At 42.7% G+C, this 20,823-nt stretch carries 22 protein-coding genes, 1 rRNA gene and 1 pseudogene; 6 read left to right on the forward strand and 18 right to left on the reverse strand.

All coding sequences use genetic code 11. The annotated features are described in order from the left end of the window. From EAO33_RS09585 to EAO33_RS07805, 7 genes and pseudogenes are all read right to left on the reverse strand, one after another. A pseudogene (locus EAO33_RS09585) lies at window positions 1-183 on the reverse strand (P-type conjugative transfer protein TrbL); the annotation flags it as partial. Next, entirely contained in the window at window positions 138-560 is a 423-nt protein-coding gene (locus EAO33_RS07785; protein WP_120946192.1) for a toprim domain-containing protein, read from the reverse strand. The gene EAO33_RS07785 and the pseudogene EAO33_RS09585, both read right to left, overlap by 46 nt. An 84-nt stretch (window positions 561-644) precedes the next feature. Beyond that, window positions 645-1,781 (reverse strand): hypothetical protein, encoded by a 1,137-nt coding sequence (locus tag EAO33_RS07790; protein ID WP_235853143.1) that lies wholly within the window; start codon window positions 1,779-1,781, stop codon window positions 645-647. Further along, window positions 1,778-2,005 (reverse strand): hypothetical protein, encoded by a 228-nt coding sequence (locus tag EAO33_RS09590; protein ID WP_235853144.1) that lies wholly within the window; start codon window positions 2,003-2,005, stop codon window positions 1,778-1,780. The genes EAO33_RS07790 and EAO33_RS09590 overlap by 4 nt, the downstream gene beginning before the upstream one ends. A gap of 136 nt (window positions 2,006-2,141) precedes the next feature. Beyond that, entirely contained in the window at window positions 2,142-3,551 is a 1,410-nt protein-coding gene (locus EAO33_RS07795) for a coiled-coil domain-containing protein (RefSeq protein ID WP_120946193.1), read from the reverse strand. Beyond that, window positions 3,551-3,814, reverse strand: a complete 264-nt coding sequence (locus tag EAO33_RS07800) for a hypothetical protein (protein WP_120946194.1) — start codon at window positions 3,812-3,814, stop codon at window positions 3,551-3,553. The genes EAO33_RS07795 and EAO33_RS07800 overlap by 1 nt, the downstream gene beginning before the upstream one ends. Window positions 3,815-3,820: 6 nt before the next feature. Beyond that, window positions 3,821-4,615, reverse strand: coding sequence for an ArdC-like ssDNA-binding domain-containing protein (locus EAO33_RS07805; RefSeq protein ID WP_120946195.1), 795 nt, complete (start codon window positions 4,613-4,615; stop codon window positions 3,821-3,823). A 113-nt stretch (window positions 4,616-4,728) separates the two neighbouring features. Between EAO33_RS07805 and EAO33_RS07810 the strand changes: the two genes are divergently transcribed. The 5 genes from EAO33_RS07810 (at window position 4,729) to EAO33_RS07835 (ending at window position 7,770) form a co-directional block, all read left to right on the forward strand. Continuing rightward, window positions 4,729-5,529 carry a hypothetical protein gene (locus EAO33_RS07810; protein WP_162982258.1) on the forward strand — a complete coding sequence of 267 codons (801 nt, stop codon included), beginning with the start codon at window positions 4,729-4,731 and terminating at the stop codon, window positions 5,527-5,529. 1 nt (window position 5,530) lies between these two features. After that, window positions 5,531-6,067: a hypothetical protein gene (locus tag EAO33_RS07815; RefSeq protein ID WP_120946197.1), complete on the forward strand. Its 537-nt coding sequence runs from the start codon at window positions 5,531-5,533 to the stop codon at window positions 6,065-6,067. Continuing rightward, window positions 6,060-6,284, forward strand: coding sequence for a tail protein X (locus EAO33_RS07820; protein ID WP_120946198.1), 225 nt, complete (start codon window positions 6,060-6,062; stop codon window positions 6,282-6,284). The genes EAO33_RS07815 and EAO33_RS07820 overlap by 8 nt, the downstream gene beginning before the upstream one ends. Beyond that, window positions 6,284-7,207, forward strand: coding sequence for a phage late control D family protein (locus EAO33_RS07825; protein ID WP_120946199.1), 924 nt, complete (start codon window positions 6,284-6,286; stop codon window positions 7,205-7,207). The genes EAO33_RS07820 and EAO33_RS07825 overlap by 1 nt, the downstream gene beginning before the upstream one ends. Before the next feature lie 191 nt (window positions 7,208-7,398). Continuing rightward, on the forward strand, window positions 7,399-7,770 hold the full coding sequence (locus tag EAO33_RS07835; RefSeq protein WP_120946201.1) for a hypothetical protein: 372 nt from the start codon (window positions 7,399-7,401) through the stop codon (window positions 7,768-7,770). A 456-nt stretch (window positions 7,771-8,226) separates the two neighbouring features. On the opposite strand, the gene EAO33_RS07845 is transcribed toward EAO33_RS07835, so the two are convergent. The 5 genes from EAO33_RS07845 to EAO33_RS07870 form a co-directional block, all read right to left on the reverse strand. Further along, on the reverse strand, window positions 8,227-9,765 hold the full coding sequence (locus EAO33_RS07845; RefSeq protein ID WP_120946202.1) for a LeoA/HP0731 family dynamin-like GTPase: 1,539 nt from the start codon (window positions 9,763-9,765) through the stop codon (window positions 8,227-8,229). Then, the gene (locus EAO33_RS07850; protein WP_162982259.1) at window positions 9,753-11,294 is read right to left on the reverse strand and encodes a hypothetical protein; all 1,542 of its coding nucleotides are present in this window, start codon (window positions 11,292-11,294) and stop codon (window positions 9,753-9,755) included. The genes EAO33_RS07845 and EAO33_RS07850 overlap by 13 nt, the downstream gene beginning before the upstream one ends. Before the next feature lie 343 nt (window positions 11,295-11,637). Further along, window positions 11,638-11,886 (reverse strand): hypothetical protein, encoded by a 249-nt coding sequence (locus EAO33_RS07860; RefSeq protein ID WP_205589539.1) that lies wholly within the window; start codon window positions 11,884-11,886, stop codon window positions 11,638-11,640. Further along, complete coding sequence (locus tag EAO33_RS07865; protein ID WP_120946204.1) at window positions 11,874-12,941, reverse strand: SEL1-like repeat protein; 1,068 nt, start codon at window positions 12,939-12,941, stop codon at window positions 11,874-11,876. The genes EAO33_RS07860 and EAO33_RS07865 overlap by 13 nt, the downstream gene beginning before the upstream one ends. Window positions 12,942-12,952: 11 nt before the next feature. After that, complete coding sequence (locus EAO33_RS07870) at window positions 12,953-13,936, reverse strand: tetratricopeptide repeat protein (protein WP_120946205.1); 984 nt, start codon at window positions 13,934-13,936, stop codon at window positions 12,953-12,955. A 176-nt stretch (window positions 13,937-14,112) separates the two neighbouring features. Between EAO33_RS07870 and EAO33_RS07875 the strand changes: the two genes are divergently transcribed. Next, a complete protein-coding gene (locus EAO33_RS07875) occupies window positions 14,113-15,165 on the forward strand; it encodes a DNA adenine methylase (RefSeq protein ID WP_120946206.1) in 1,053 nt (350 codons plus the stop codon). Here EAO33_RS07875 and EAO33_RS07880 read toward each other — a convergent pair. The 6 genes from EAO33_RS07880 to EAO33_RS07905 all read right to left on the reverse strand — a co-directional run. Further along, on the reverse strand, window positions 15,162-15,443 hold the full coding sequence (locus EAO33_RS07880; RefSeq protein ID WP_120946207.1) for a hypothetical protein: 282 nt from the start codon (window positions 15,441-15,443) through the stop codon (window positions 15,162-15,164). The two genes, EAO33_RS07875 and EAO33_RS07880, sit on opposite strands and share 4 nt — an antisense overlap. Before the next feature lie 194 nt (window positions 15,444-15,637). Further along, the gene (locus EAO33_RS07890; RefSeq protein ID WP_120946209.1) at window positions 15,638-17,896 is read right to left on the reverse strand and encodes a DUF262 domain-containing protein; all 2,259 of its coding nucleotides are present in this window, start codon (window positions 17,894-17,896) and stop codon (window positions 15,638-15,640) included. A gap of 2 nt (window positions 17,897-17,898) precedes the next feature. Continuing rightward, entirely contained in the window at window positions 17,899-18,867 is a 969-nt protein-coding gene (locus tag EAO33_RS09595; RefSeq protein WP_235853145.1) for a DUF1524 domain-containing protein, read from the reverse strand. Next, window positions 18,836-19,675 (reverse strand): DUF262 domain-containing protein, encoded by an 840-nt coding sequence (locus EAO33_RS09600; RefSeq protein ID WP_235853146.1) that lies wholly within the window; start codon window positions 19,673-19,675, stop codon window positions 18,836-18,838. The genes EAO33_RS09595 and EAO33_RS09600 overlap by 32 nt, the downstream gene beginning before the upstream one ends. A 141-nt stretch (window positions 19,676-19,816) precedes the next feature. Further along, the gene (locus EAO33_RS07900; RefSeq protein ID WP_120946210.1) at window positions 19,817-20,506 is read right to left on the reverse strand and encodes an NYN domain-containing protein; all 690 of its coding nucleotides are present in this window, start codon (window positions 20,504-20,506) and stop codon (window positions 19,817-19,819) included. A 249-nt stretch (window positions 20,507-20,755) separates the two neighbouring features. After that, a 16S ribosomal RNA gene (locus EAO33_RS07905) occupies window positions 20,756-20,823 on the reverse strand; the annotation flags it as partial.

Here is a 20,823-nt window from a genome sequence, read left to right on the forward strand (position 1 = left end):
TACCCCCACACCCATCAAGGTCTTAAATTGAAAAAAGTCCCCCTCCTTAACCCGCCTATAAGCCCACACCATAAACAAGATAGAGAGGATGACATTCAAGCTCATCTGCACTCTAAAAAACTCTGTCATCTGTGTGGCTAAATGATTTGCAACATCATTTGCAGGTTTTTGGAAATACTCCATAGTCCTCTAACTTCTCTAGAGTTTCTTTTGCTCTCTGCACAGACATAGGGACTTTCTAAGTGCTCAAATCCCTTAGAAACATATCTGTGTACATTTGTAGCATTGACATTGCTCTCCTCTATAATCTGGCTCAATCTGAGATCGTCATTGCAGTCTTTAGCAAAGGGAGTGTAGATGTCTGGTAATTGACCAGTAAGATTGAAAAACACCCCCTCTAATATCTGTGTATAGCGTTGTCCTTGTTCATCATTATCACAGGCTAAAACTACATTGACAGATAAGTCGGGTGGATTAACTACACTGGGAGGAGTTAGCACTTGTCTGGGGATTCTCTGTGAGAAAAGATTTTGAGAGACTTGTTGTTTAAGGTGCTCCATATCTAAAACCTTGCCCCGCACTAATACAGGTTTGGCATGTTCAGGGCTTTTATAATACGCTCTTCCCCTATCTCTAACACTTTCTTAATCTATGTAATCATATAAGCCCAAAGTCTTAGCTACCAAACTATTGAGCCCTACAAAGCTCTCTGTGTCTAAAGAGCCTAAAGGCTGTGTTGTGGGGATAAGCACACGATAGCGATCAGCAATATGTCCGTTATTCTCTATCTGGTGGCTCTTAGAGGGCATAATCAAGCTCTCTATGCCCTGTTTTTCTAACAAGTCTTTGGCTTGCTTGAGAGTGATTTGAGGACTATCTTTATCATTGTCAATATCATAGATGAGTAAATTAGTAAAACTCTTGGCATTAGCAGCATTGCGGTGGCTCTGTTCAAGTAGCGCACTAGAATAAGGGGAAGACTTAATGGCTTGTGCTAGCTCTGCTAGAGAGTTCACACTCTGTTCTTGCCAACCTTGTGCGGGCATTTCTTTAGGGTTGCGTTTATCAAAGTATCTAGGCCTTGAAAAGCTAATCTTTGAGGTTTTATTGGTAGTGGGCTGTGTGTCTTTAGGCTTTTGGGCTTGTTCTCTCTCATAGTGTTTCCACTCCCTATAGGCTTGCCTCTCTTGCATATACCGCTGATACTCTTGACTTTTATCTTGCTTCATCTGCTCAAACAATCCACTCACAAAGGCGCGTATCTTCTCCACTCCAAACTGCCCCCCACTGCCTAGTAACAAAGTTGTATCAGGGTTCAAGCCTTTCATCTGGAGATAGGCCATACTATCTAAAATGCTCTCTGTCATCACAATGCTTTTCACTGCCTTCAAGCCACCACTAGGCACAAGCATTTGCACGCCCTTAGAACCTTGACAGAGCTCTTTGAGAGGCTTTTCTCTAGGCGCGCCATCTGTGTTAGTGGTGAGTGGCTTACTCAAGCGTTTGCTAATCGCACTGAGCATAAGTTTTTGATTTTCACAGAGATAATTAGGCACACAGAGGTTATTGTGTGCATCGGCTTTGATAGACTTCTGGTAACTCTTAAAGAGTGTGCCTTGTATGCCTCTCTCCCTTAATATCTGGCTTTTTTCTAAATCATAGAGGGGCAGGGATTGAAAATCCTCTTTGATATGCTTGTGCTCCTGCTGGCTAGTTTGACTTATTGTAGAGGGTTTTGAGCTATAGAGTGCATCGCCCTTGACCAAGTCCTCTAATCTCAACCCGCGCTTTTGGCAAAATTGATGATATTGCCTTTATCGCTTTTATCTTCTGTGTTGAAGTAAAAATAACCATCTGCGCTATGCTTAATGATAAGCCTTCCTTTTTCGCTAGGGTGCTTGAGCACAGGATAGTTTAGAGTGCTTTTCTCTTTGTCTAAGACATAGCCAAAATCTTGCAAAATGCTATCTAGGGATAGATAGATCGCATCTTTGATATACGCCATTGTTAACGCCTTCTGCCTCTAGGTTTAGCTGGGGCATCTAGCCAAGGCTCAGGTGGAGGTGTGTAGCTACTTTTGCTAACATGTCGTCTTTGTTCTGTTTGCGTATTGGACACTTGCGTGTCCTGTGTCTGTGTCTCTAGCCAGGGCTTGTGAGAGTTTTGGGATTGTATCCACGGCTCAGGGGGCGGTGTCCGATCTGTGATTGATGGTGTGGCAATTTGATGGCATCAGCAATCTTGCCATCCATAGGCTCTAAACTTGTTTGGCATTGTTGCACATAGTTTTGAATAGCCGTGTATTGCTCTGCCTCCAAAGGATGTCCTAACACGGCCTTGACACTGAGTTGCAAGCCTAAATCTTGCATGTGCTTATTGCCATGTGCTTGTTCTAGGGCATCGTTAATGAGATTGCGATGTTCTTGGGTTAGCTTGCTGGGTTGCTTTTGTGAGAGCACTAGCAAGACTTTGAGTTCTGCCTCTGTCATATGGGATTTGGCATAGTTTAAAAAGCTCTCTTTAAAATCTGTCTTGGTCTTGATGCGCTTTTGTTGCACATCTAGCTCGACTTGCTTGAAATAGCTGTGTAGTTTGGCATACTTGTTGTCTATTTCTATAGCTTGGGGTGGAGTTTGCTTGGGTTCTTGAGTGTCTAATGCCTCACTAGACACTTCTAAACTTTGTTCTGGCTGGCTTAATTGCTCTGCATTGCTCTCTTGCTTTTGCTCTACCAAGTTTTTAGCTTCGGGTTCTTGCACTTGTTCTGCCCTGTTGGGGTGTTCTGTTAAAACTTCTTGGATTTCATCTTGAAAAATGGCAATCCTTTGTAGGAGCTCTTGCTCTTCTGAACTCTCTTGGGCTTGTGGGGTTTGTTCTAACTCCTCAGCCACTTCTGATTTGCTTTGAGCAATAGCTATGTCTTGTGTGGGCTCTTGTTGCTCTACCTCCCCATATTCTTTGGTTTTTAACTCTAGTGTGTCCTCTTGGGTTTGTTCTAGCTCTTGCTCTTGGGTTTCTATCTGTGGCGCATCTAGTTTATTATCTTGGGTGTGCTGTTGCTGTTTGAGCTGTGCGATCTCTTGAGCCATTGCTTGGATTGTCTGTTGTTGTTCTTGCAACATTTGGATTAATGCGCGTTGGGTGTTTAGTGCCTCATGAGTGGTTTCAGTGGCTTCTAGCTCTTGTTCTGGTTTGTCTAGTTGTTCTGCTATCACCTCTTGAACTTCATCTTGCAAAATCGTAATGCTTTGTTGGAGCTCTTGTTGCTTTGCTGTCTCTAACTTCTGTTTTGGTGTCTGCTCCATAGTCTGCTCCATCTCTTTTCTAAGCATGTCTATGTAATTGCTAAACTCCAAAATATCCTGTTGATCTGTTGTGCTTCTAGTAGCACGCATTGCCTGCATTTCTTGTTTTAGAACCTCAAAAAAGTGTTCTGCATTATTGGGCATATTTTGTTGCACTTCTTGCAAAAACGCGCGCATGAAAGCCTCTTTGCCATCATCTCTCCAAGTGCGCCATGCTTTTAAAAAGCCATTGAGAAAATTGTCCATTAACGCCCCCTGCCCCTAGAAGGGGTTGCAAAATAAGTTGCATTTAAGGCTTCATTTTTTGATTGTTGCTGTGTCTTAAGCCAAGCAATCTCTTGAGCCATCTTTTGGATTGTCTTGTGTTGTTCTTGCAATATTTGAATCACCACTTGTATGCCCTGCTGGTTCTCTAGGGTGATTGGGATTTCTGGGTTATGCTGGCTTGTCTGCTGGCTGTATTGCTGTGACTGGTTTGAGGGTTGTTGCTGCTGGTTTGCATAAGGCATATTGCTTTAAATAGTCTGGTTTGAATTAGACACAGATGTGGGAGCATTGCCTGTCATTATGTGTCTTTGTGAGGGCTGTTGTTTATCCTTAGTGTATTGCTGGTTGTGCTGGGTATAATGACCTACATAATCTAGCACTCGTTGGTATTGCTGATCTGTGAGCTTGGCAGAGAGATCGTAAATCACCAGGCTTTGATTTTCTGTGGAGAAACGCTCTCCAGTGTATAGAGGTTTTAAGGTCTTAGGATTTAAAGGCTTTAGGTGTGCTCTATTGATACTTTTAAAACATTCTACATTGTAGAGATGTTTGATTTCTAATCTAGGAGGGATTTCTACACGCACCTCCTCCATCTCCCACAAATAGTTGCCATATCTGTCATGGCGTTGGTTGCCATTAGGGTCTAATATGGGGATAGGATTGCCTTGTGCATCTTTCTTAGGGACTTTTTGCACTTCGTGGGTTTTGACATAGCTAATGCTGGCTTTTTTGATTGCACCTTGAGGATTTTGGCTAGATTGAGTGTTGTTGTGGATATACTCTAACTCTCTAGTATCTGCCCCCAGTCGTTGGGCTTCTTCAAGACTAATCCATGCATTGTTTGCATAATTGCCCTCTTGTTGCTTGGCATCTAAGATCAAGGCATTCAAGCCATGGTAAGCACTGCCCAAATGGGCATTATAGGCTCTATTGTGGGGCTTGAATGTTAAGCCCTGCTCTAGGGCTGCATTGATTTCAGAGGCTAGAAAATCTCTAAACACCGCCTTTTGTTCTGTTAAATCCATCTCATTCCATGATTTCATTGTTGCTCCCTTATTTTTCTTGGCTTGGCATTGCCTTAAAACTCTGGCTCTTCATTTTCTGTGGCTGTGCCATCTAGCCAAGGCTCATCGGGTGTAGAAGTGTCGGGGGTTGGTTGTTACTCAGCGGAGCGTATAGACTCTTAACCGGGCAAATTACTTTAAGCAGTGTAGCTATGCGTGCCTTTGGGCTTGCCTCTTTGCTAGGGGCTAATCTCTTTAGCGGGGCGATGAAAATAATTAAATTAGCCTTTATGACCTCCATTGTGGGGGTTTTAATAGCGGGCTTGGGGGCGGGAGTATATGCTTTGGTAACCAACTGGGAGGCAGTGAAAACCTTCTTAGTGCAAACTTGGGAGGGCTTAAAAGCCAAGATGGCTAGCTTTTGGGAGGGATTGGTGTGGGTATTTGGAGCAATTGGTTCAGTGCTAAGCCCTGTGGTCTCTGTGTTCTCTTGGTTTTTTGAATTGCTAGGGAGTGGCATTGTCAAGCTTTTAAATCTCTTTGGGGTGAGTGTGGGGAGTATGGGGGAAGTGTTTAAGCCGGTGTTGGAGTTTTTTGCAAAAGTCTATGAGTGGTATAAAAAACTCTTTGGGGGCGTGCTAGGCAAGGTGGCAGGGTTTTTGGGGTTTGGGGATGAGGAAAAGAATATTTTGACCGACACTTCTAAACTCACTTTGCCCACCCTACAAACACCCGGGCAGGACAAACAAACAGCCCTGCCCGTGCTAGGCAGCTTTGATTATAGCGCGCTCAATCCCCAAAAGAGCGGGGCTAATAGCACAGATAATCGCTCGATCAATTCTAACAACACCCAAACCATCAACATCTACACCCAAGGCGATCCTAATAGCATAGTGAGCGCGATCAAGCAGGCGGGTATTGGGCAATACTCTTACAAAGACGATAAGGATTAGCATGGATTTTTATAACGATATGGCGCGCTTTTGTAATAATGCGCTTAATCGCACGCTTACAAAGACGACCAAAGCGCAAAGACAACTTATAAGGACGCGCTATAGTCTCTCTAATAAGACGATTAGACGCTTCACTAAGATCAAAAAATCTCAAATAGACACCCTAGAAGTTACCATTAGAAACGCTATCTATAAGCTTAGTTTGAATCGTTTTAAACGCCTCCAAAAGCGCACGGGGGTGTTAGTGAAATTAGGACCTAGAGATCATCTCTTTATTCAGGGGGGCTTTTTGGGAGCTAAAAGGGGGGAGACAAAGGTGCGCAATAAGGGCTTTTTAGCCACAAGGCGTGCTCAAAGCTTTGCTGGGATCACCACCAGTTCAAGCACACTCTATAGCCATAGTCGCCAAGCAAGTCCTAGAGGCTCGCAGGTGTTTTATTTTAGAACTAAGCCTTTCAATCTCATCGCCCAAGAGCAAAATACGCGCCTTTTAGTCAAAGCGCATGAAATATTTGCCCAGGAGTTGGCGCGTGAATGAGTGTGTTGCTATTCAGGGCGAGAGATGGGACACTCTCTATTTTAAGCACTATGGGGAGATTGTGCAAAATGGCTATAAGAGTGGCTATAACGCCTTTTTGCTGGCTAACATTGAACTCTTGGATATTGATGTGTTTAAAGGCGGGGAGCGTGTGAAATTGCCCACATTCACAGATGAGGCGATCGCCTCAGATATCACCCCTATTTGGGAGGAGTGATGCAAACTTATCTAGCTCCAAAGTGGCGCATTAAGGGCGCGGAGGTGTTAGTAGAGTCTTTGAATTATAGCGATTATGAGAGAGATAACCCGGATACGCTAAATCTCAAGCTTGCGCCACATTCTAAACTGCCCAAGTTTGGGGATAGATTGGAGTTGTTTTTAGGCTGGGAGAAATTGTATTTTTTTGGCGCGTTCTATGTGAGTGCGATCAAGGAGAACTACAAGAAGGGCTTTAGTGTGGATGCCACTAGCCTCAATCATAGCAAAGAGATCAAAGAGGTTAAGAATCGCTCCTTTAAAAACAAGAGTGTGGGGGATATTTTGCGCGCCATTGCCAGAGAAAATGGCTTGAAAAGCAAGATTTCTTTTGAGCACTCTAGCTCAGTGCTCAGCGTGTTAGAGCAAGTGGATGAGAGTGATAGCGCGCTGTGTGCGCGTTTGGCTGAGGAGTATGGCTGTTCTTTTGGGCTAAAAAATGATTATTTGGTGTTCATTGATCGCAACATCAAGCAATACCAACGCCCGCGCTACCAAATTAACGCCGATGATTGCATCAGTTTAGAGATTGACTATCTAGTTACCAAGCACTTCAAAAGCGCGGAGGTGGTGTTCATGGACAAAGAAGGACAAGAGCAAACATTAATCATCGGATCAGGACAACAGCCAAAAAAGCGTATTCTAACGCACGCGAGCACCAAACAAGAGGCTTTGATCATAGGTAAAACCCGCCTCAAAGAAGCCAACACAGCCAAGACTAAGGGTTCACTTAGAGCTCTAGGGCAGGTGCTTTTTGCGGGCGGACTGCTAGAACTCACTAAGGGCAAGAGCAAAGAAATTCATCTCATCACCCAAGTGCAACACAGCCTAGATAAGAGTGGCTGGGTGATGAATTTGAACTTTGAGAGCGCGATGAATGGCTAAGATGCTTGAGTTTGTGGCGTTGTGTCTAATTTGGCTAACCTGCATCGTGGTGTTAAGCCTAATTAGCTTGCCCGTGTGGGCTTTTGTTGGTTTGGCTTTATTTTTAGTTGTGCTATTTTGTTTGCGCCATCACTATGCGCTGGTTGTGCCTTTTTGGGTGTTTTGGATGGCATGCATACTAAAGGCTCTACATGGCTGATATAGGCAAAATCATCAAAATTGATAGCTTCACCTTCAAGGTGGATCACAACATCCCTAGTTTGGACTTTGAATACAGCTTAGGTATCCAAAAGGTAGAGACTCTCTCTAAAAATTTCTATTTGAAACTAGGGGACAATGAAAAGCGCATTAGTTTTACCGCGACTCTCTATTTAGAGCAGATTGAGGATTTTGAGGGACTAGTGGCTAAGATTGAGGCGAGAAAACCCTTAAGATTTTCTACCCTAGAGAGCACGCGCACGCAAAAAATCCTCATTGACAAGTTTAGTGCTAGCGTGAAAGATTGGGTATTAGTGGCGCAAAACAAAGAAGAATACTGTCCCTATAGTGATGAAAATATGTAATATCTCTACTTAGAAGAAGTAATAAAAATGGTAGCCCTATGGCAATGTAAATAGACAGCAAGTTACACTCTCGAAGGCATGAGAAAATCAATAGTCCAATCACAATCAGAAGAGATGTCAAGCCACCATCAAAGAATACAAAACAGATAAGACAAAGTGGCAGTGCGATGCTTAGAGTGGATATAAAAATACCGCTCATGAAACCATGTATTTTAATGTTCCCTATGAGATAGGTTATATAGCCTATAAATCCGGCTATAAGAAACACAAAAATCAAAAAAGTAATAAGGTTTGCCAGCATGAACCCTCTTAGTCTTTCCTATGTGAGGGTATGAAGACCCTCAAAGGACTTTAAATCTCTAAAATCGGTCTAGTGCAATGCTTTCATCTGTATCTCTATGTCCTCGCCTTGTGTGATCCACGCCTCTAGTGCGTTTTTATGTGTTGTATCGGTGTCTAGTTCTTGGTGCTCTTGGATAGTCTTAGCACGCTCTTGGTATGCCATTGTGCCACAATGTCTAAAACCTTACTTTGTATCTCCTCTAATTGAGTCCGTAAGCCTTGTTTAAATTTCTCTAATTCTACTTCTGCCTTTTTTTCCATGAATGTTTGCACCATTTCTAATACAATAGTGAGTGCGGACAGGGCAACTGCTGCCCCTTTTGCAACATTTGTGGCTTTTGATCCAAGATTAAACACACTGACTAAGGTTGAAGTGAGGCTTTCAAACAGACCGGCAAATGTGGCACTGGCAAAAACAGCTTTAAGTGTCTCTAAAATTTTCTCAAACTCCGAATCGCCCCAATTAAAATTCCACGAGCCATCTCCCCAATTTGCCTTGAATTGCTGTTGCAATGCCTCAAACTCCAAGCGCACAAGCTCTATTTCTAGCTTTAATTTGTTTTCAATGACCTTTTCAAGCACTACGCCCTCCTCGCCTATTTCACTTTGCAAAAACTCCTTAATGTCATTCAAGCGTGTTTGTGCAAGCTGGTCTAACAAGCGTTTAAAGTGTTCGTTAAAAAAGCCCTCTAAATCCGCCCGACTCTCCTCAATGCGGGTTTTTAGTTGCTCTAACTCTAGTGCAATTGTATTTTGCTGCTCCTGTGCCTTGTTTAATTGGGTGCTTAGTTTCTTAATTTTGTCTTGTGCGCTCTTTAAAGAGGGATGCAAGAGATCGGTTAGCACGCTCTCTTGGGCTTTTAAAAAGATCGCCTCAGCTCCGCCATTTGCCTTAATTATAGCTTCAGTAGCTTCTTGCAAGTGGGCGATGCGCGACTTTTGGCGAAACTCTTGGAGGTTTTTAAGCCAATATTCTACACCCTTGTCATGGGGATTTGCTGCCACCGCCACCACGCATAAACCCTCTATTTGCTCCTGGCTAAGATCAAGCGCACGCTTTAGCCCCTTGATCACATCCTCTTTTTTGATGGCTAGCATCCCTTGATAATATTCCTCATTACCCACATCTGCCACCTCATCGAATTTGCCCAGCACAAACACGCTTCTAGGCAAAAGGTCTAGCTCCTTAAAGAGCCATTTAAGCTCCTCTGTATGACTCTGCTTGATCGGGTGGTGTGGGTCCATCACATACAAGAGCAAATGTGCCTCGCTTACGAATTTTTCGGTAACCTTTTTATAGGCTTGCGTGCTGTGGGTAGAAGTATCACAAGTTTCTTTAAAGCCAAAAAGCCCGGGCGTGTCTACCAATAAACACCCCTTCGTTTCGTAAGGGGTGATTTCGCCTGTGGATTCTTCGTGGGCGATTTGCATTTTTTGTTTGTTTAAATCCTCCAGCCACGCGGCTGCAATGGAGGTTTTACCATTGGAGAAACCCCCCACTAAAACTACTTTTAACTTACCTTTCTCTCTAGCGTGTGCGATCTTCTCCTTCCAACCCTCTTGGACTATGCCAAACTCTAACCCCTCTTGCATGAAATCTTGAAGTGAGTCTAACACTTGCCCCATTTGGCTCAATTTTTCTAAAGTTTGCACACATCGCCTCCTTGTAGCTGTAATTTGTCCGCCTGTGTGCCTAAATCCATGGCTAACTCTTCAAGACGCACACACACCGCTTTGCGCTCTTTTAAATTGCTCTCTAGGTTTTGGATGATCTTCTCTATGGTCTCCTCTAGTTTTTGGTAGATTTTGGCAAGGGTCGATTGGTGCGCTTTTAAAAATTCTTGCGCTTTTAAAGATTCTTGTAACTGCAATTCTTGCAACAACCGAAAGCGCATGGCATGCGAGGCATATTTTATGAATGATTTTTTTTTGATCTCCTCTTCTACCTTTTTAAAAATCTCTGCTTGTGTCCATCCATAAAAACCAATATCGCTCCTCATTTTCTCTACAATCTTGTTTAATTGCTCGTTAAACGCCTTGCGTTGTTCGCTTTTTTTAAAGTCATCATCCCATAACTTCTTAAGGGCGTTATAAGCTAGAGTCAAAGCTGCGCCAATAGTCACAGCAGTGCCAATCCAGCCGAGTGGATTCCAAAAATTCGCCAAATCAAAAGCGAGCATCCCCCCGAGTGCCCCCGCTCCCCCAAGCTTCCACCAATCCACACCGCTATCGGTGTCAAAATCGCCCATTTTGGCATCCACGCCTACTTGTTGCGTCTCAATTGCTCCTGCTCTGAGGCTAAAGGCTTTCAGCTCCGCATTAAGTGCCTCTTTAAACGCTTCCACTTGCGCCTCAATCTTAGCGGTTGCACTCTTCTCAAAGACTTTTGCGTGCTTACCTATGACCTCCTTGGCTTTTCTCTCAACATCATTATTGCTGACATTGGTGGCAATATAGCCATACACCTCATTCTCACAGACATTTTTAAAGTCCTTAAGTGCGTTTTCTAAATCCTTTTTTAAGTTGAGATGTGTTTTTTGGGGCAAGCGTTTTAGGGCAGTTGTGCTATCTTGGGCTTGCACTTGGAGTTCTCGCGTTTTTGTCGCCATTTCGTGGCTGCTTTTGTATAAAGTCTTAGCACACGCCATTAAGGCTTCTGCGGCTTTGGTGCATTTGTTTTCATGGATGATTTTTTGCTGTGCGCTGACAACTTGATTCAATAAGTCGTGCAAGTCGTGCCAACCGCCCTTTTTTAAAAGGGTTTCTTTAGTGTAGGCTTTTAAAAATTTTTCTTTAGTGTTGGCAAAGTGTTTTTGTTGCCAAGCGTTGGGGTCAAAACACTCCGCAAGGGCTAAAAACAGCGCGTGCGCACGCACGCCCAAATGCCCCTTGTAGCAATCCCCTAACACCTCTTGCATTTTGGTATCCGCTTCGGCTAAAGCGCGATTCTCTCCCACACTCACTAAGTCCCCCTCTAGGGCTTCTGGGGTTATTGCGCTCTTATTGTAGATAAAATAGACTCGACTCTGATCGCTTAGATACTGCTTGATTTTATGGAGTGTCCCCTCTTGTGGAGGGGTGGATTCTGTAGAAATGTAGAAAATGACATGGGCATTAGCGCACGCCTTGGAGATGTTTTCTTTGAACTTGGATTCATCCCCTTCAATGCCGGGTGTGTCCAAGAGGGTGGTTTAGTCTCCTCTGCTTGCATCGCCTGCACTTGGCTTAACTCCTCGCTAGTGGTGTGCGCTTCCACTAATGCGCCTTGCTGGCTGTATTTTTGCGCTTTAGCTTGCAACTCTAGTATCTGGGCTTGGATTTTTTGCAACTCAAGGGCTTGTAATTGTTCACTATAAGGGGCTTGCGCTTGGGCTTGTTGCTCTTGGGCTTGCTGGGCTTTGGCAATGATTTCCATCACATCCGCGCTTATGGGGCTGTCCTTGCCCATTAGTGCAGATTGTTTGTAATACTGGATGGCTTTTTTAATATCCTTTGGCGCACAGTCGCCATATTCATAGAGAGAGCCTAAGTCCCGATACGCCTAAGATCGCTTTCCACGCCTGTGCCACCAAAATAATACACATCTCCCAAGCCCTTATACCCTCTAGCATCCCCCTCTTTAGCCAGTTTGCTAAAATACTCCAAAGCCTTTAGCATGGTTGTGCTATAGAGATTATCCTTTGCGATGGCGTAATCTCTATCCTGATCGCTTTGGGCATGCACGCTTGCTAACACCAATACACTCACCAACACCACTTTAATCACATTAGCCATATCTGCACTCCTTTAATACTTGGTTTTAGAGTTAGGATTATCGTCTGTTTAAGGTGTTCAGCCTTAGCGCAATCCTCAGCCCACCTCCAATCTATCTTACAGGCTTTTTGGTAATAATAAAGAGCCTTTTTTAAGTCTTTAGTTACTCCCCTGCCATATTCATAGACTTCTGCTTGGATGGAGAATTTAAGGCGATTAGCATCATTACAATTATCGTAAAACTCCTCGCGATCAAATGCGCAGGCTTGTTGGCTGTGTTTGAGGGCTTTTTTCAAATCTCTAGGCACCCTTTCATTGCCATCTTCATACGCTTCTGCCAAAGCTGCATGTGCCCTTGGACTCCCTAACTTGGCTCCCTGTTGGTAGTAATAGATAGATTTTTTAAGGTCTATGGGAAAATCCTTGTCTTCGTAGCTATCAGTGCTATAGGCATCGCCCAAGAAAACATACCCATCCGCCTTGCCATAAGCCTTTTGGTAATACTCTAGGGCTTTTTGCTCATCCCGAGGCACGCATTTACCCTTAATATACATGTCTGCAATCCTTTCATAAGCTGTATAAGCATCCTTGCCCACTTGTGCCGCCTTTTCATAGTATTCCAAAGCTTTTTGCCCATCTTGTGCTACGCCCCCTAGAGCGTGCTCATACATCTCTCCTAGCTGTAAATAAGCATCCACGCGCCCCAGTTGCCCAGCCTTTTGGTAATAATCTAGGGCTTTCTGGGCATCTTGAGAAACAAGCGTGCCCCACTCATACATGCCCCCTAGTCTGTGATAGGCATCAGCACTTCCCATCTCCCCCGCTCTTTTTAAGTATGTTAAGGCTTTGGGGACATCTTGCTCCACTCCTTTCAAGCTACCAAGATATAAATACCCAGCCATGCGATAACCCTCCGCATAACCCCCCTCTCCTGCTTTTAGATAATACTCTAGGGCTTTGGGGTAATTCTCATCTTCAAAAGCCTTCTTGGCGATCGCAAAATCCAAAGCACCTCCCTTAGCCCACGCAAACACCCACAGGCTTATTAACAACTTAAACGCGTTTTTAAAACCCATGTTTGCATCCTTTAAAACAAATCACGCAACCAATCCCAAAAGCCTTTTTCCACAGGTTCAGTGGGGTCTTTCCCCGTGATCTTATGCACATAGTAACAAGATTCGTAATCACCCATCGTGCAAGCCTTGTTGAAATATTTTAAGGCTTCTTGCATGTTTCGATCCCAATAGTAGGCATTATAGCCTAGATCATAACAAGCCATCCTATACCCCATATCCGCTGATTGTTGGAGGTATTCATGGATGCTGTCGCGATTGTGTATAAACCTCGTCAAACGATAATAAGCAATCGCATAATCTAGATCTGCTGCCTCTCGGTAATATTCCTCTGCTTTTTTTTCATACTCCCATGCGCTTTGAAACTTTTTGCTTTCGCGCGCGTCTTCTTTTTTCTGATTATAAAACTCGCCTAACTCAAAATACCCTCTAGGGTCCCCCATCTCCATCACCTTTTTAAAGTAAGCAGCGGATTTTTGAGGATCATCGTAAAAGTCAATCACCCTATAGTACCGCTGTCCTGCATACAATCTCCCCAAAAAGACATAGGCTTGCACATTTCCCTCTTTGCCCTCCTTTTCCCAAATTTGGCAGGCTTTTTGAAAATATTGTTGGGCTTTTGTTTTATCTTCTAAGACACCATGTCCCCAAAAATACATATACCCTAGCCCAAAAAACCCTAATCCATCGCCCATGTCTGCAGCCTTTTGGAAGTATTGGAGCGCTTCTTTATATTTGATCCGATTCGTTCGGTATATCTTTCTTCTATCTACATATACTAGAGAGCCTGAATAATCCCACCAATTGACATCTAACATACCCAAACCGCTAAACCCCCGTCTATCTCCCATTTTTGCCAGTTTATAAAAATAAATCTTAGCTGTGTGCCCATCCCCATACTCCCAAGCCCTTATGGCGTTGGCAAAATCCACATCCCCCTCTTTTGCCCACGCAAACACCCACAGGCTTATTAACAACACCTTAAATAACTTTCCCATCGCTTTGTCCTTTTTGATCGTTTTAGTTGGTGTAGAGTTTATAACAGATTTGTAACACGCGTAGATTGCCCTATTTTGTAGGTTTTTGAGACTTTGCTAAAATACAGTATCCAAGTACAAAGGAAAGTCCATGGAAGAAAATCTAACACTAGCCCCATTTGAAGAGGCAAGTACCCATGAATTACATAGGTTCTAAGCGCAAGCTCTCTAATTTTTTATTTCACAATATCCAAGAGGTGTTGCAATCTTACCGGGTGGATTTGGCGCAATGTGTCTTTACAGACCTTTTTTCTGGCACAGCGGCAGTAGGGCGGTTGTTTAAAAACCATGCCAAACAGGTCTTAAGCAATGACAAAGAGTTTTATAGCTTTGTGCTAGCAAAGCACTATATTGAAAACACCAAGCCTTTGAAACGCGCACAATTTCTCCTAGACAAGCTCAACGCCCTCCCCCCCCTAGCGGGCAAAATCTATCAACATTATGCTTTAGGAGGCGGGCAGGGGCGGCAATATTTTAGCGATGCCAATGCCCTAAAAATTGATGCCATGCGTGTCCAAATCGCTAAATGGCAAGAAGATCAAGCCATTAGCCAAGCTGAATTGTATTTTTTACTAGCCTCTCTCTTAGAAGCCACCGATAAAGTGGCTAACACCGCCTCTGTCTATGGGGCTTTTTTAAAGCGTCTTAAAAAAAGCGCGCAACAAACACTCTTTTTAACCCCCGCTCCCTTAGAGCCTAGCCCCAACCCTCATTATGCCTACAACGCAGATGCTAAAGAGCTCATTGCGCGCCTACAAACCGACATTTTATACCTAGACCCCCCTTATAACCAACGCGAATACGGGGCAAATTACCACCTTTTAAATAGCATCGCCCTATATGACAACTTCACCCCACAGGGCAAAACGGGGCTAAGAAGTTATGAAAAATCCGCTTGGTGCAAGAAATCTTCAGTGTATCAGAGCCTAGAGCATGTGCTCAAAAACACCAACGCCCGTTTTATTTTCTTGAGTTATAACGATGAGGGCTTGTTGAGCTTAGATAAAATAAAGACTCTCTTTAGCCAATATGGGCACTACAGCCTTAAAAGCCAAATCTACAACCGCTTTAAAGCCGATTCTAAACGCTTGCAAGCCAAAGAAAGCACCATGGAGTATTTGCATGTGCTGGTGAAAGATGAGCCAGCGATGTTGCCGAGCGATTTTACAGAAAAACCAAACAGAGCTTAACCCCCTTGGCATAAAAAATCCTCTCTAGATACGGCATTAAACACTTTGACTAATTCTATAAAGTCATATAAAAAATTGTCTTGGAGTGTGGCTAGGTCGGGGTATATCTTTTCGTGTTTATATCCGTGTGGCAAGTCCATAAATAATTTTTCTAAAGTAGCGCATTGTTGGGGCAGGGGGTTTGTAGGATGCCCGATGCGTAAATTAAACAAGGATTCTCTCCAGTCATAACTTAGCCAAATATAAATCCCCGCATTTTGTTTGAGTCGATCTCCCACTCTTCTTTAAGGGGTTTGAAAATGCGGTTGTGGGATGTTTGCCGGTTCTTTTTCTTTGTGTCTTCTTGCTCGATCTCTATAAATCTTTAGCAATAGCCCCCTTTGTCCCATGAAAGATACTTTAACAAGATAAAAAAGGTTATAACACGCATTGGGAGGGTTTTTATAATGCTTGCACCCTACATCCCAAGCATTCATTTAATTTTGTCTGCCACGCTTTGGAGTCCTTTAAAGACATCTCGACTCGAATTAAGATTGATAGAGATGTGTTGGGGCAGTTGTTTATCTTCTTCTTCAATGCCCTCCAAGGTGATTGTAGAGGTTTGGCTGTCCGCAAAAATCGCAAAATTGTTAAGGGCAAACTGGCGCACTTGTGGGCCATTTTCATAAGGACCTAGGCCTTTTATTCCTTCATTTTTCAAACACCAATAGAGTGCATAGCCTAAGAGATCAACTGCCTTTTCTGAATATTTTTTGACGGGCAAAAGGTAGGCTTTGGCATATGGATGTTCCTGCCGCTTCTTACTATTGTCCCTAACAAAATAGATTCGCCCGCACTCTTTGCCCACCTCCTGATTGATGAAAGCAAATAATTCTTCTTGTTGGAGCAAGAGTTGCTCCCACCAAAATCTTTCTGTAAGTTGCCAAGAAACATCTAAAAGCCCTTGTCCTTGATGTGAAATATAATTCTCAAGGATACCTTGCATTTTACCTTGCAATGTTCCTTGTGGGATATTCAAAAGATTGTCTAAGAGTTTATGGAAATAATTTTTGGGGTATTTTTGGGGTCTAAAAGGCAGTTTTTCAAACAATTTAAAGACGAGTTGTCGGTAGCGGAACATCCCCATTCTATGGCGGTTGCCAAAAAATTGGTTGGTGCTTGTAATGCTGTAATCTCCAAAGCATAAAAAAGCTCTTTGGAACAAGCTAAGCGGATATGTATCCTTAATAAAAAACTTGTCCAAAATCTCCATTGTGAGTGTGGCATAGTCTGTAAATTTTTGTAGGTTTTCCTGCCCTTCTATCTTGCTAAACTCTAATAAAAAGCCCACATAACCAACCAAATATTTATGATCACTTGTGTTGTTTAAAATGCCCTCCCATGCTTTCTCCTCGCAAATAAGTTTTGCTTTGCGTTGCTCTAGACTAAAAAGTGCATGGGAGCTGTTTTTGGGAGCTTTGTCTAAATTGGCTAAAAAAGCATAAAAGCCCTCTTTGTGTGCAACGCCCTTGGCAATGGCTTGGAAAAGACCAAAAAATCCATAAAGATCGACTTCGCTATTGAGTGGGTGGTTTTCAATAAAATGCTTGCACACTCTGGCGTAGTCTTTTAAGTTCTGGTCTAAAAGCCCATCCTGATAGACTTGGCTTAGAGCTAAGAGGGCAAAGAAATAGGCGATTTTCTTATTTTCTAGTTCATCCTCGCCTTGCGTCTCAAAAAAGCTAGGACCATTGATGTTAAACAGCTCTAGGATCGGGCACTTGGGCAATAAATGAATAGCCGTGTCTAAAATTTTTAAATGGGATTCTTCTTGTAAAAACCGATACCAATTGCCCTCATTGATATTGCGCTCAGTGGAAAAAATTTTATCGAGCTCTTTATCTTTGTCAAAATCTTGATCTTGCAAGGCAAAAAAGGCATTGGCGTAGTGCAAAAAATGAAAAAAACGCGCATCAAATGCTTCTGCCTTATCGCTTTCAAAAAAGTAATCACTCCATTTATTATCCAGTGCTACAAGCCATTCATGGGCAATGTTAGCCCGCTCGACAAAAGCCTTGAGATTCTCAAATTTACTCAAGAGCTTGCCCCGCGCATTGAGCTTAATGTATAAATCCTCGCCCAACTTAAACTCTCCCATGTTGATCACATTAAAAGAGATGTTGGGGAGTCGGTCGATGTAGTGATTTAGTTCTGTATCCTTGTCTTTGAGATGTCCGTAAATGAGATCGAGCATGTGGATCATCGCCCTGATAGTGGGATCGTTTTCTAAATCGCTTACATCCCCAAAAGAGCCTTCATTTTGACCAATCACTTGGCTAGGCAGTTGTGTAAAATCACAATCCGCCTCTAGGAGCTTTTCACAAAATTCCTTAGAGCCCTCCCTAGTGTGGTAGGTGAAATGGCTAAGTTGCTTCTTAATCTCATCTAAACGCTGCGCTTGTTTGTATAAAAGAAAATGTAAGAGCCATAGAGTCGTAATGCGCTGTTGGCCATCGATGAGCTTAAATACAGAGCCATCCTCATAGCCATAGACCAAATCAAGATGCAAAGTCTTTTTTGTGCCCTCTAAAACTTCAAAAAGAGCCTCTAAAAATTTGCGCGCGATGCCTTCTTTGGATTTTCTCCCTTGCGCATCATCCCTTTGGAGCATGGGCACTTCTATATGCTCTACTTCTGTGCTCTCCGAAAACTTAAAGTCTAAAAATTCTAAGAAAGTGATGCTTGTTTGCATGGTTACTCCGTTTTGTATTCTTCCAAATACTTTTTAAGAGTACACAGGTAATCCTCCTGATCTTCTTTGGTGAATATATGCAGATTACGGCGTTCTTGTTTTGAAAACTCTTTTCTAAACACCTCCCTTGTGCAAATAGGGATGAGCTTTTGCTGGTCGTCTAAGTCTCTAATTTTCTCTTGTTTTTTGCTAAAAATGAGATTGCCCAATGCGCCATTGGAGCTTTTGTCCAGCAAGGTAAGGTTTTGCAAGAGGTGTAATTCTCCATCCCTCAAAAATGCCTCATCGATCCTTTTGAGCAATGGGAGCAACCCAAGCTTTTCTAAATCTTTAGCAATATTCTCTAGGGATGGTATTTTTTTTAAGAATTTGCTAATCTCCTTTTCGAGTGCCTCATCTTCAGTATGGTTTCTTTTAAGATGCTCTATCACCTCTGCAAGCCACTTCTCTATGGCAACTTTCTTTTTTTCATCTAGATTTTTAAGTTCCTCTTCTGCGACAATGCTTTTAGAGTTTTGGGCATAAATATGCTCCAAACTCCATTGCTCTAACACAAAGCGGTTAAATTGGAAATACCCTATATCTTTTTTAATGTGGTATTCCATATTAAAGAGCAACAAGATAGCCAACAAAGCTCGCTTGTCACTGCTTTCGTTATAACTTAAATCTTCAAGTTTGTTTAGAGCAGACTGCATTTTTTGCTGGATTTGCCCGAATAGATAGGTTGCAAAAGCTTGCTTGGGTTGTGTGATTTCCTTATTTCTCTTAATTTGCACCCATTTTTCATAGAGCGAAGCGATACTAGCCCCTTCGTGGATTAAAAAGCCCAAATAGTGGAAAATTTTCTTATCCTCCTTTTCTGCGTTTGTTTTCTTTTTAGCCCAACCATTCAGGCTATCAATGGCCTTTTCTAGTTTGTTCCACTCCTCACCCATCGATTTATCTTTGTATTTTTGGATAAAAATAATCAAACAATGCGCCTTCTTTTTGCGGGATACTGGGCGCAATAGCTTTTAAATAAACGGCGATTCTTTGCAGATCATCGGACAAAACGGGCCTTTCTCCCTCCATGATGTTTTTAATATCCACTTTGTCTAAAACGCAATAAATAAAATCTCGATCGTCTCTTGCTTTTTTCTCCGCTTCATACCATTTTTTAGCCCGTTTTTCCACCTCTTTTTCTGTAGGCGATCCTTTTGGTTGGGCTAAAAACAAAGCCTTGATATTTTCAGCTTCTTCTAGGGGGATTTTCCCGCTATTGAGGCGTACAAAGACTTCTTTTTCATCATCAATGCTTTCATGCCACAGCACTTTACAGCGATTGAATAGGGTGTCTAAAAATTCTTGTTTTTTATCCTCATGTTCATTTTTAAAAAATTTCTCAATCGTCTCATAAGCCATTTTAAAATGGTAAAAGTCAATGTTGATATCCTTTTGCTTAGTCTCTTCAGCAATGTTTTGCAAAAACGCAAAACTCTTTTTCCTTGTCTCATAATCAAGACTGAACCAATCTTGATTAGCAAGGTATTTGACGATTAAAAAAATTGTGGTGAGTCGTTGTTGCTCATCGATGACATGGTAAGTTTCTCCCACTTTTTTCACCACAATGGGCTGTAGGCTGTAAAAATCCTCCGCTCCACTCTCTTGGATAAAATCTATAATATCCTCAAGCAAAATTTTAACTTCCTTTTGAGTCCAACGATAGCCCCTTTGGTGAGCGGGGATTTTAAAAGCGCGTCCCTTTAAAGCGCGCACAGAGGTCAGATCATCGGCTATCAAATTTCCTTTGTCTCAAAATTCTCAATGCAACAAAGTCAAATTCTAGCACAATTTAAAATCAAACGATTTAAAGATCTTAAGGGTTTGGGAGGATTAAAACCCCACTTTATCTCATGAGTTTTGTGGCACAAAAGAGAAGGTTCAATCTTGGGCAGACACCGAGCGCAAGAGGTCAATATGTGTAGACAAATCCTCAGCAACATGCCGTCTTAAAGGATCGAGCTGGATAATCACGCCTTCCTGCTTAGCAAATCTAACGGCGGGGACAAAATCGCTATCATTAGCGATTAAAATGATCTTTTCTGCTTGCTTCTTAATAGCCAAAGAGGCGATGTCTAAGCCAATTTTCATGTCTACTCCCTTTTGGCGCAGGTTGAGCTGAAAATCCTCATCGCTTAATTCTTGCACAGATTTTTCTCCGGATAAAAGCTGTGGTAAGACTTCAGGTTTCAACACCCATGGATTGTGCCTATCAAACTGAAGTCGCCCTAATCTTACGCTAAAATAGGGTTTTTGCCTGAGCATCTCGAGAAGTTTTGTGCGATATTGTGCCACATTATCTTGATCTAGCGATAGTTCTTTTTTGCTGATTGGTTGTCGCGCTCTCCCGGTGGCAGGGGGGCAACTATAGATAAAAACACGGAAGAGGTAATCTCTGGAAGTGCTCAATGTCCTAAGAACATACTTTCTAATTTCTTCGGCTAAGACAACAGGAGTGGGACGATTTTCAGGTGGGTAAAGCACTTTGAGGAAAAAATCTAAATCCACCAAAACAGCTGTTCTTTTGGGTAGGTGGACATCAAAAAATTGAGAATCGGATTCATTTAACATAAAAAACCCTTTACTAAGACTTCAAGGACCCGGGAGCTAGGGTGTCCGTATCTAAAACGACACCGAGCCAGCCGAGTCTGTATGAGCCTCCCATTGTAACAATTTTTAAAAAGATTGTCAAGTTTCAAGTTTTAAATGAATCGCTAAGAAAAATCAGAGAGAAAAATCAATTCCCTAACCCCCAAGCAAGAGAGTCCACAGCGCAACGCTTTAGCCCCAGCAAGCAAATGCTAAGGGCAATTCTCTAAGAAAGGAGGTGATCCAACCGCAGGTTCACCTACGGTTACCTTGTTACGACTTCACCCCAGTCGCTGTGT

Source organism: Helicobacter labacensis (genome assembly GCF_003660285.1).
Taxonomy (GTDB): Bacteria; Campylobacterota; Campylobacteria; order Campylobacterales; family Helicobacteraceae; genus Helicobacter; species Helicobacter labacensis.

Coding starts and splice junctions, on each gene's coding strand:
- EAO33_RS07785 (WP_120946192.1), bottom strand. CDS start 560: ATGGAGCACCTTAAACAACAAGTCTCTCAAAATCTTTTCTCACAGAGA.
- EAO33_RS09590 (WP_235853144.1), bottom strand. CDS start 2,005: ATGGCGTATATCAAAGATGCGATCTATCTATCCCTAGATAGCATTTTG.
- EAO33_RS07795 (WP_120946193.1), bottom strand. CDS start 3,551: ATGGACAATTTTCTCAATGGCTTTTTAAAAGCATGGCGCACTTGGAGA.
- EAO33_RS07800 (WP_120946194.1), bottom strand. CDS start 3,814: ATGCCTTATGCAAACCAGCAGCAACAACCCTCAAACCAGTCACAGCAA.
- EAO33_RS07805 (WP_120946195.1), bottom strand. CDS start 4,615: ATGAAATCATGGAATGAGATGGATTTAACAGAACAAAAGGCGGTGTTT.
- EAO33_RS07815 (WP_120946197.1), top strand. CDS start 5,531: ATGGATTTTTATAACGATATGGCGCGCTTTTGTAATAATGCGCTTAAT.
- EAO33_RS07825 (WP_120946199.1), top strand. CDS start 6,284: ATGCAAACTTATCTAGCTCCAAAGTGGCGCATTAAGGGCGCGGAGGTG.
- EAO33_RS07835 (WP_120946201.1), top strand. CDS start 7,399: ATGGCTGATATAGGCAAAATCATCAAAATTGATAGCTTCACCTTCAAG.
- EAO33_RS07860 (WP_205589539.1), bottom strand. CDS start 11,886: ATGGCTAATGTGATTAAAGTGGTGTTGGTGAGTGTATTGGTGTTAGCA.
- EAO33_RS07865 (WP_120946204.1), bottom strand. CDS start 12,941: ATGGGTTTTAAAAACGCGTTTAAGTTGTTAATAAGCCTGTGGGTGTTT.
- EAO33_RS07870 (WP_120946205.1), bottom strand. CDS start 13,936: ATGGGAAAGTTATTTAAGGTGTTGTTAATAAGCCTGTGGGTGTTTGCG.
- EAO33_RS07875 (WP_120946206.1), top strand. CDS start 14,113: ATGAATTACATAGGTTCTAAGCGCAAGCTCTCTAATTTTTTATTTCAC.
- EAO33_RS07890 (WP_120946209.1), bottom strand. CDS start 17,896: ATGCAAACAAGCATCACTTTCTTAGAATTTTTAGACTTTAAGTTTTCG.
- EAO33_RS07900 (WP_120946210.1), bottom strand. CDS start 20,506: ATGTTAAATGAATCCGATTCTCAATTTTTTGATGTCCACCTACCCAAA.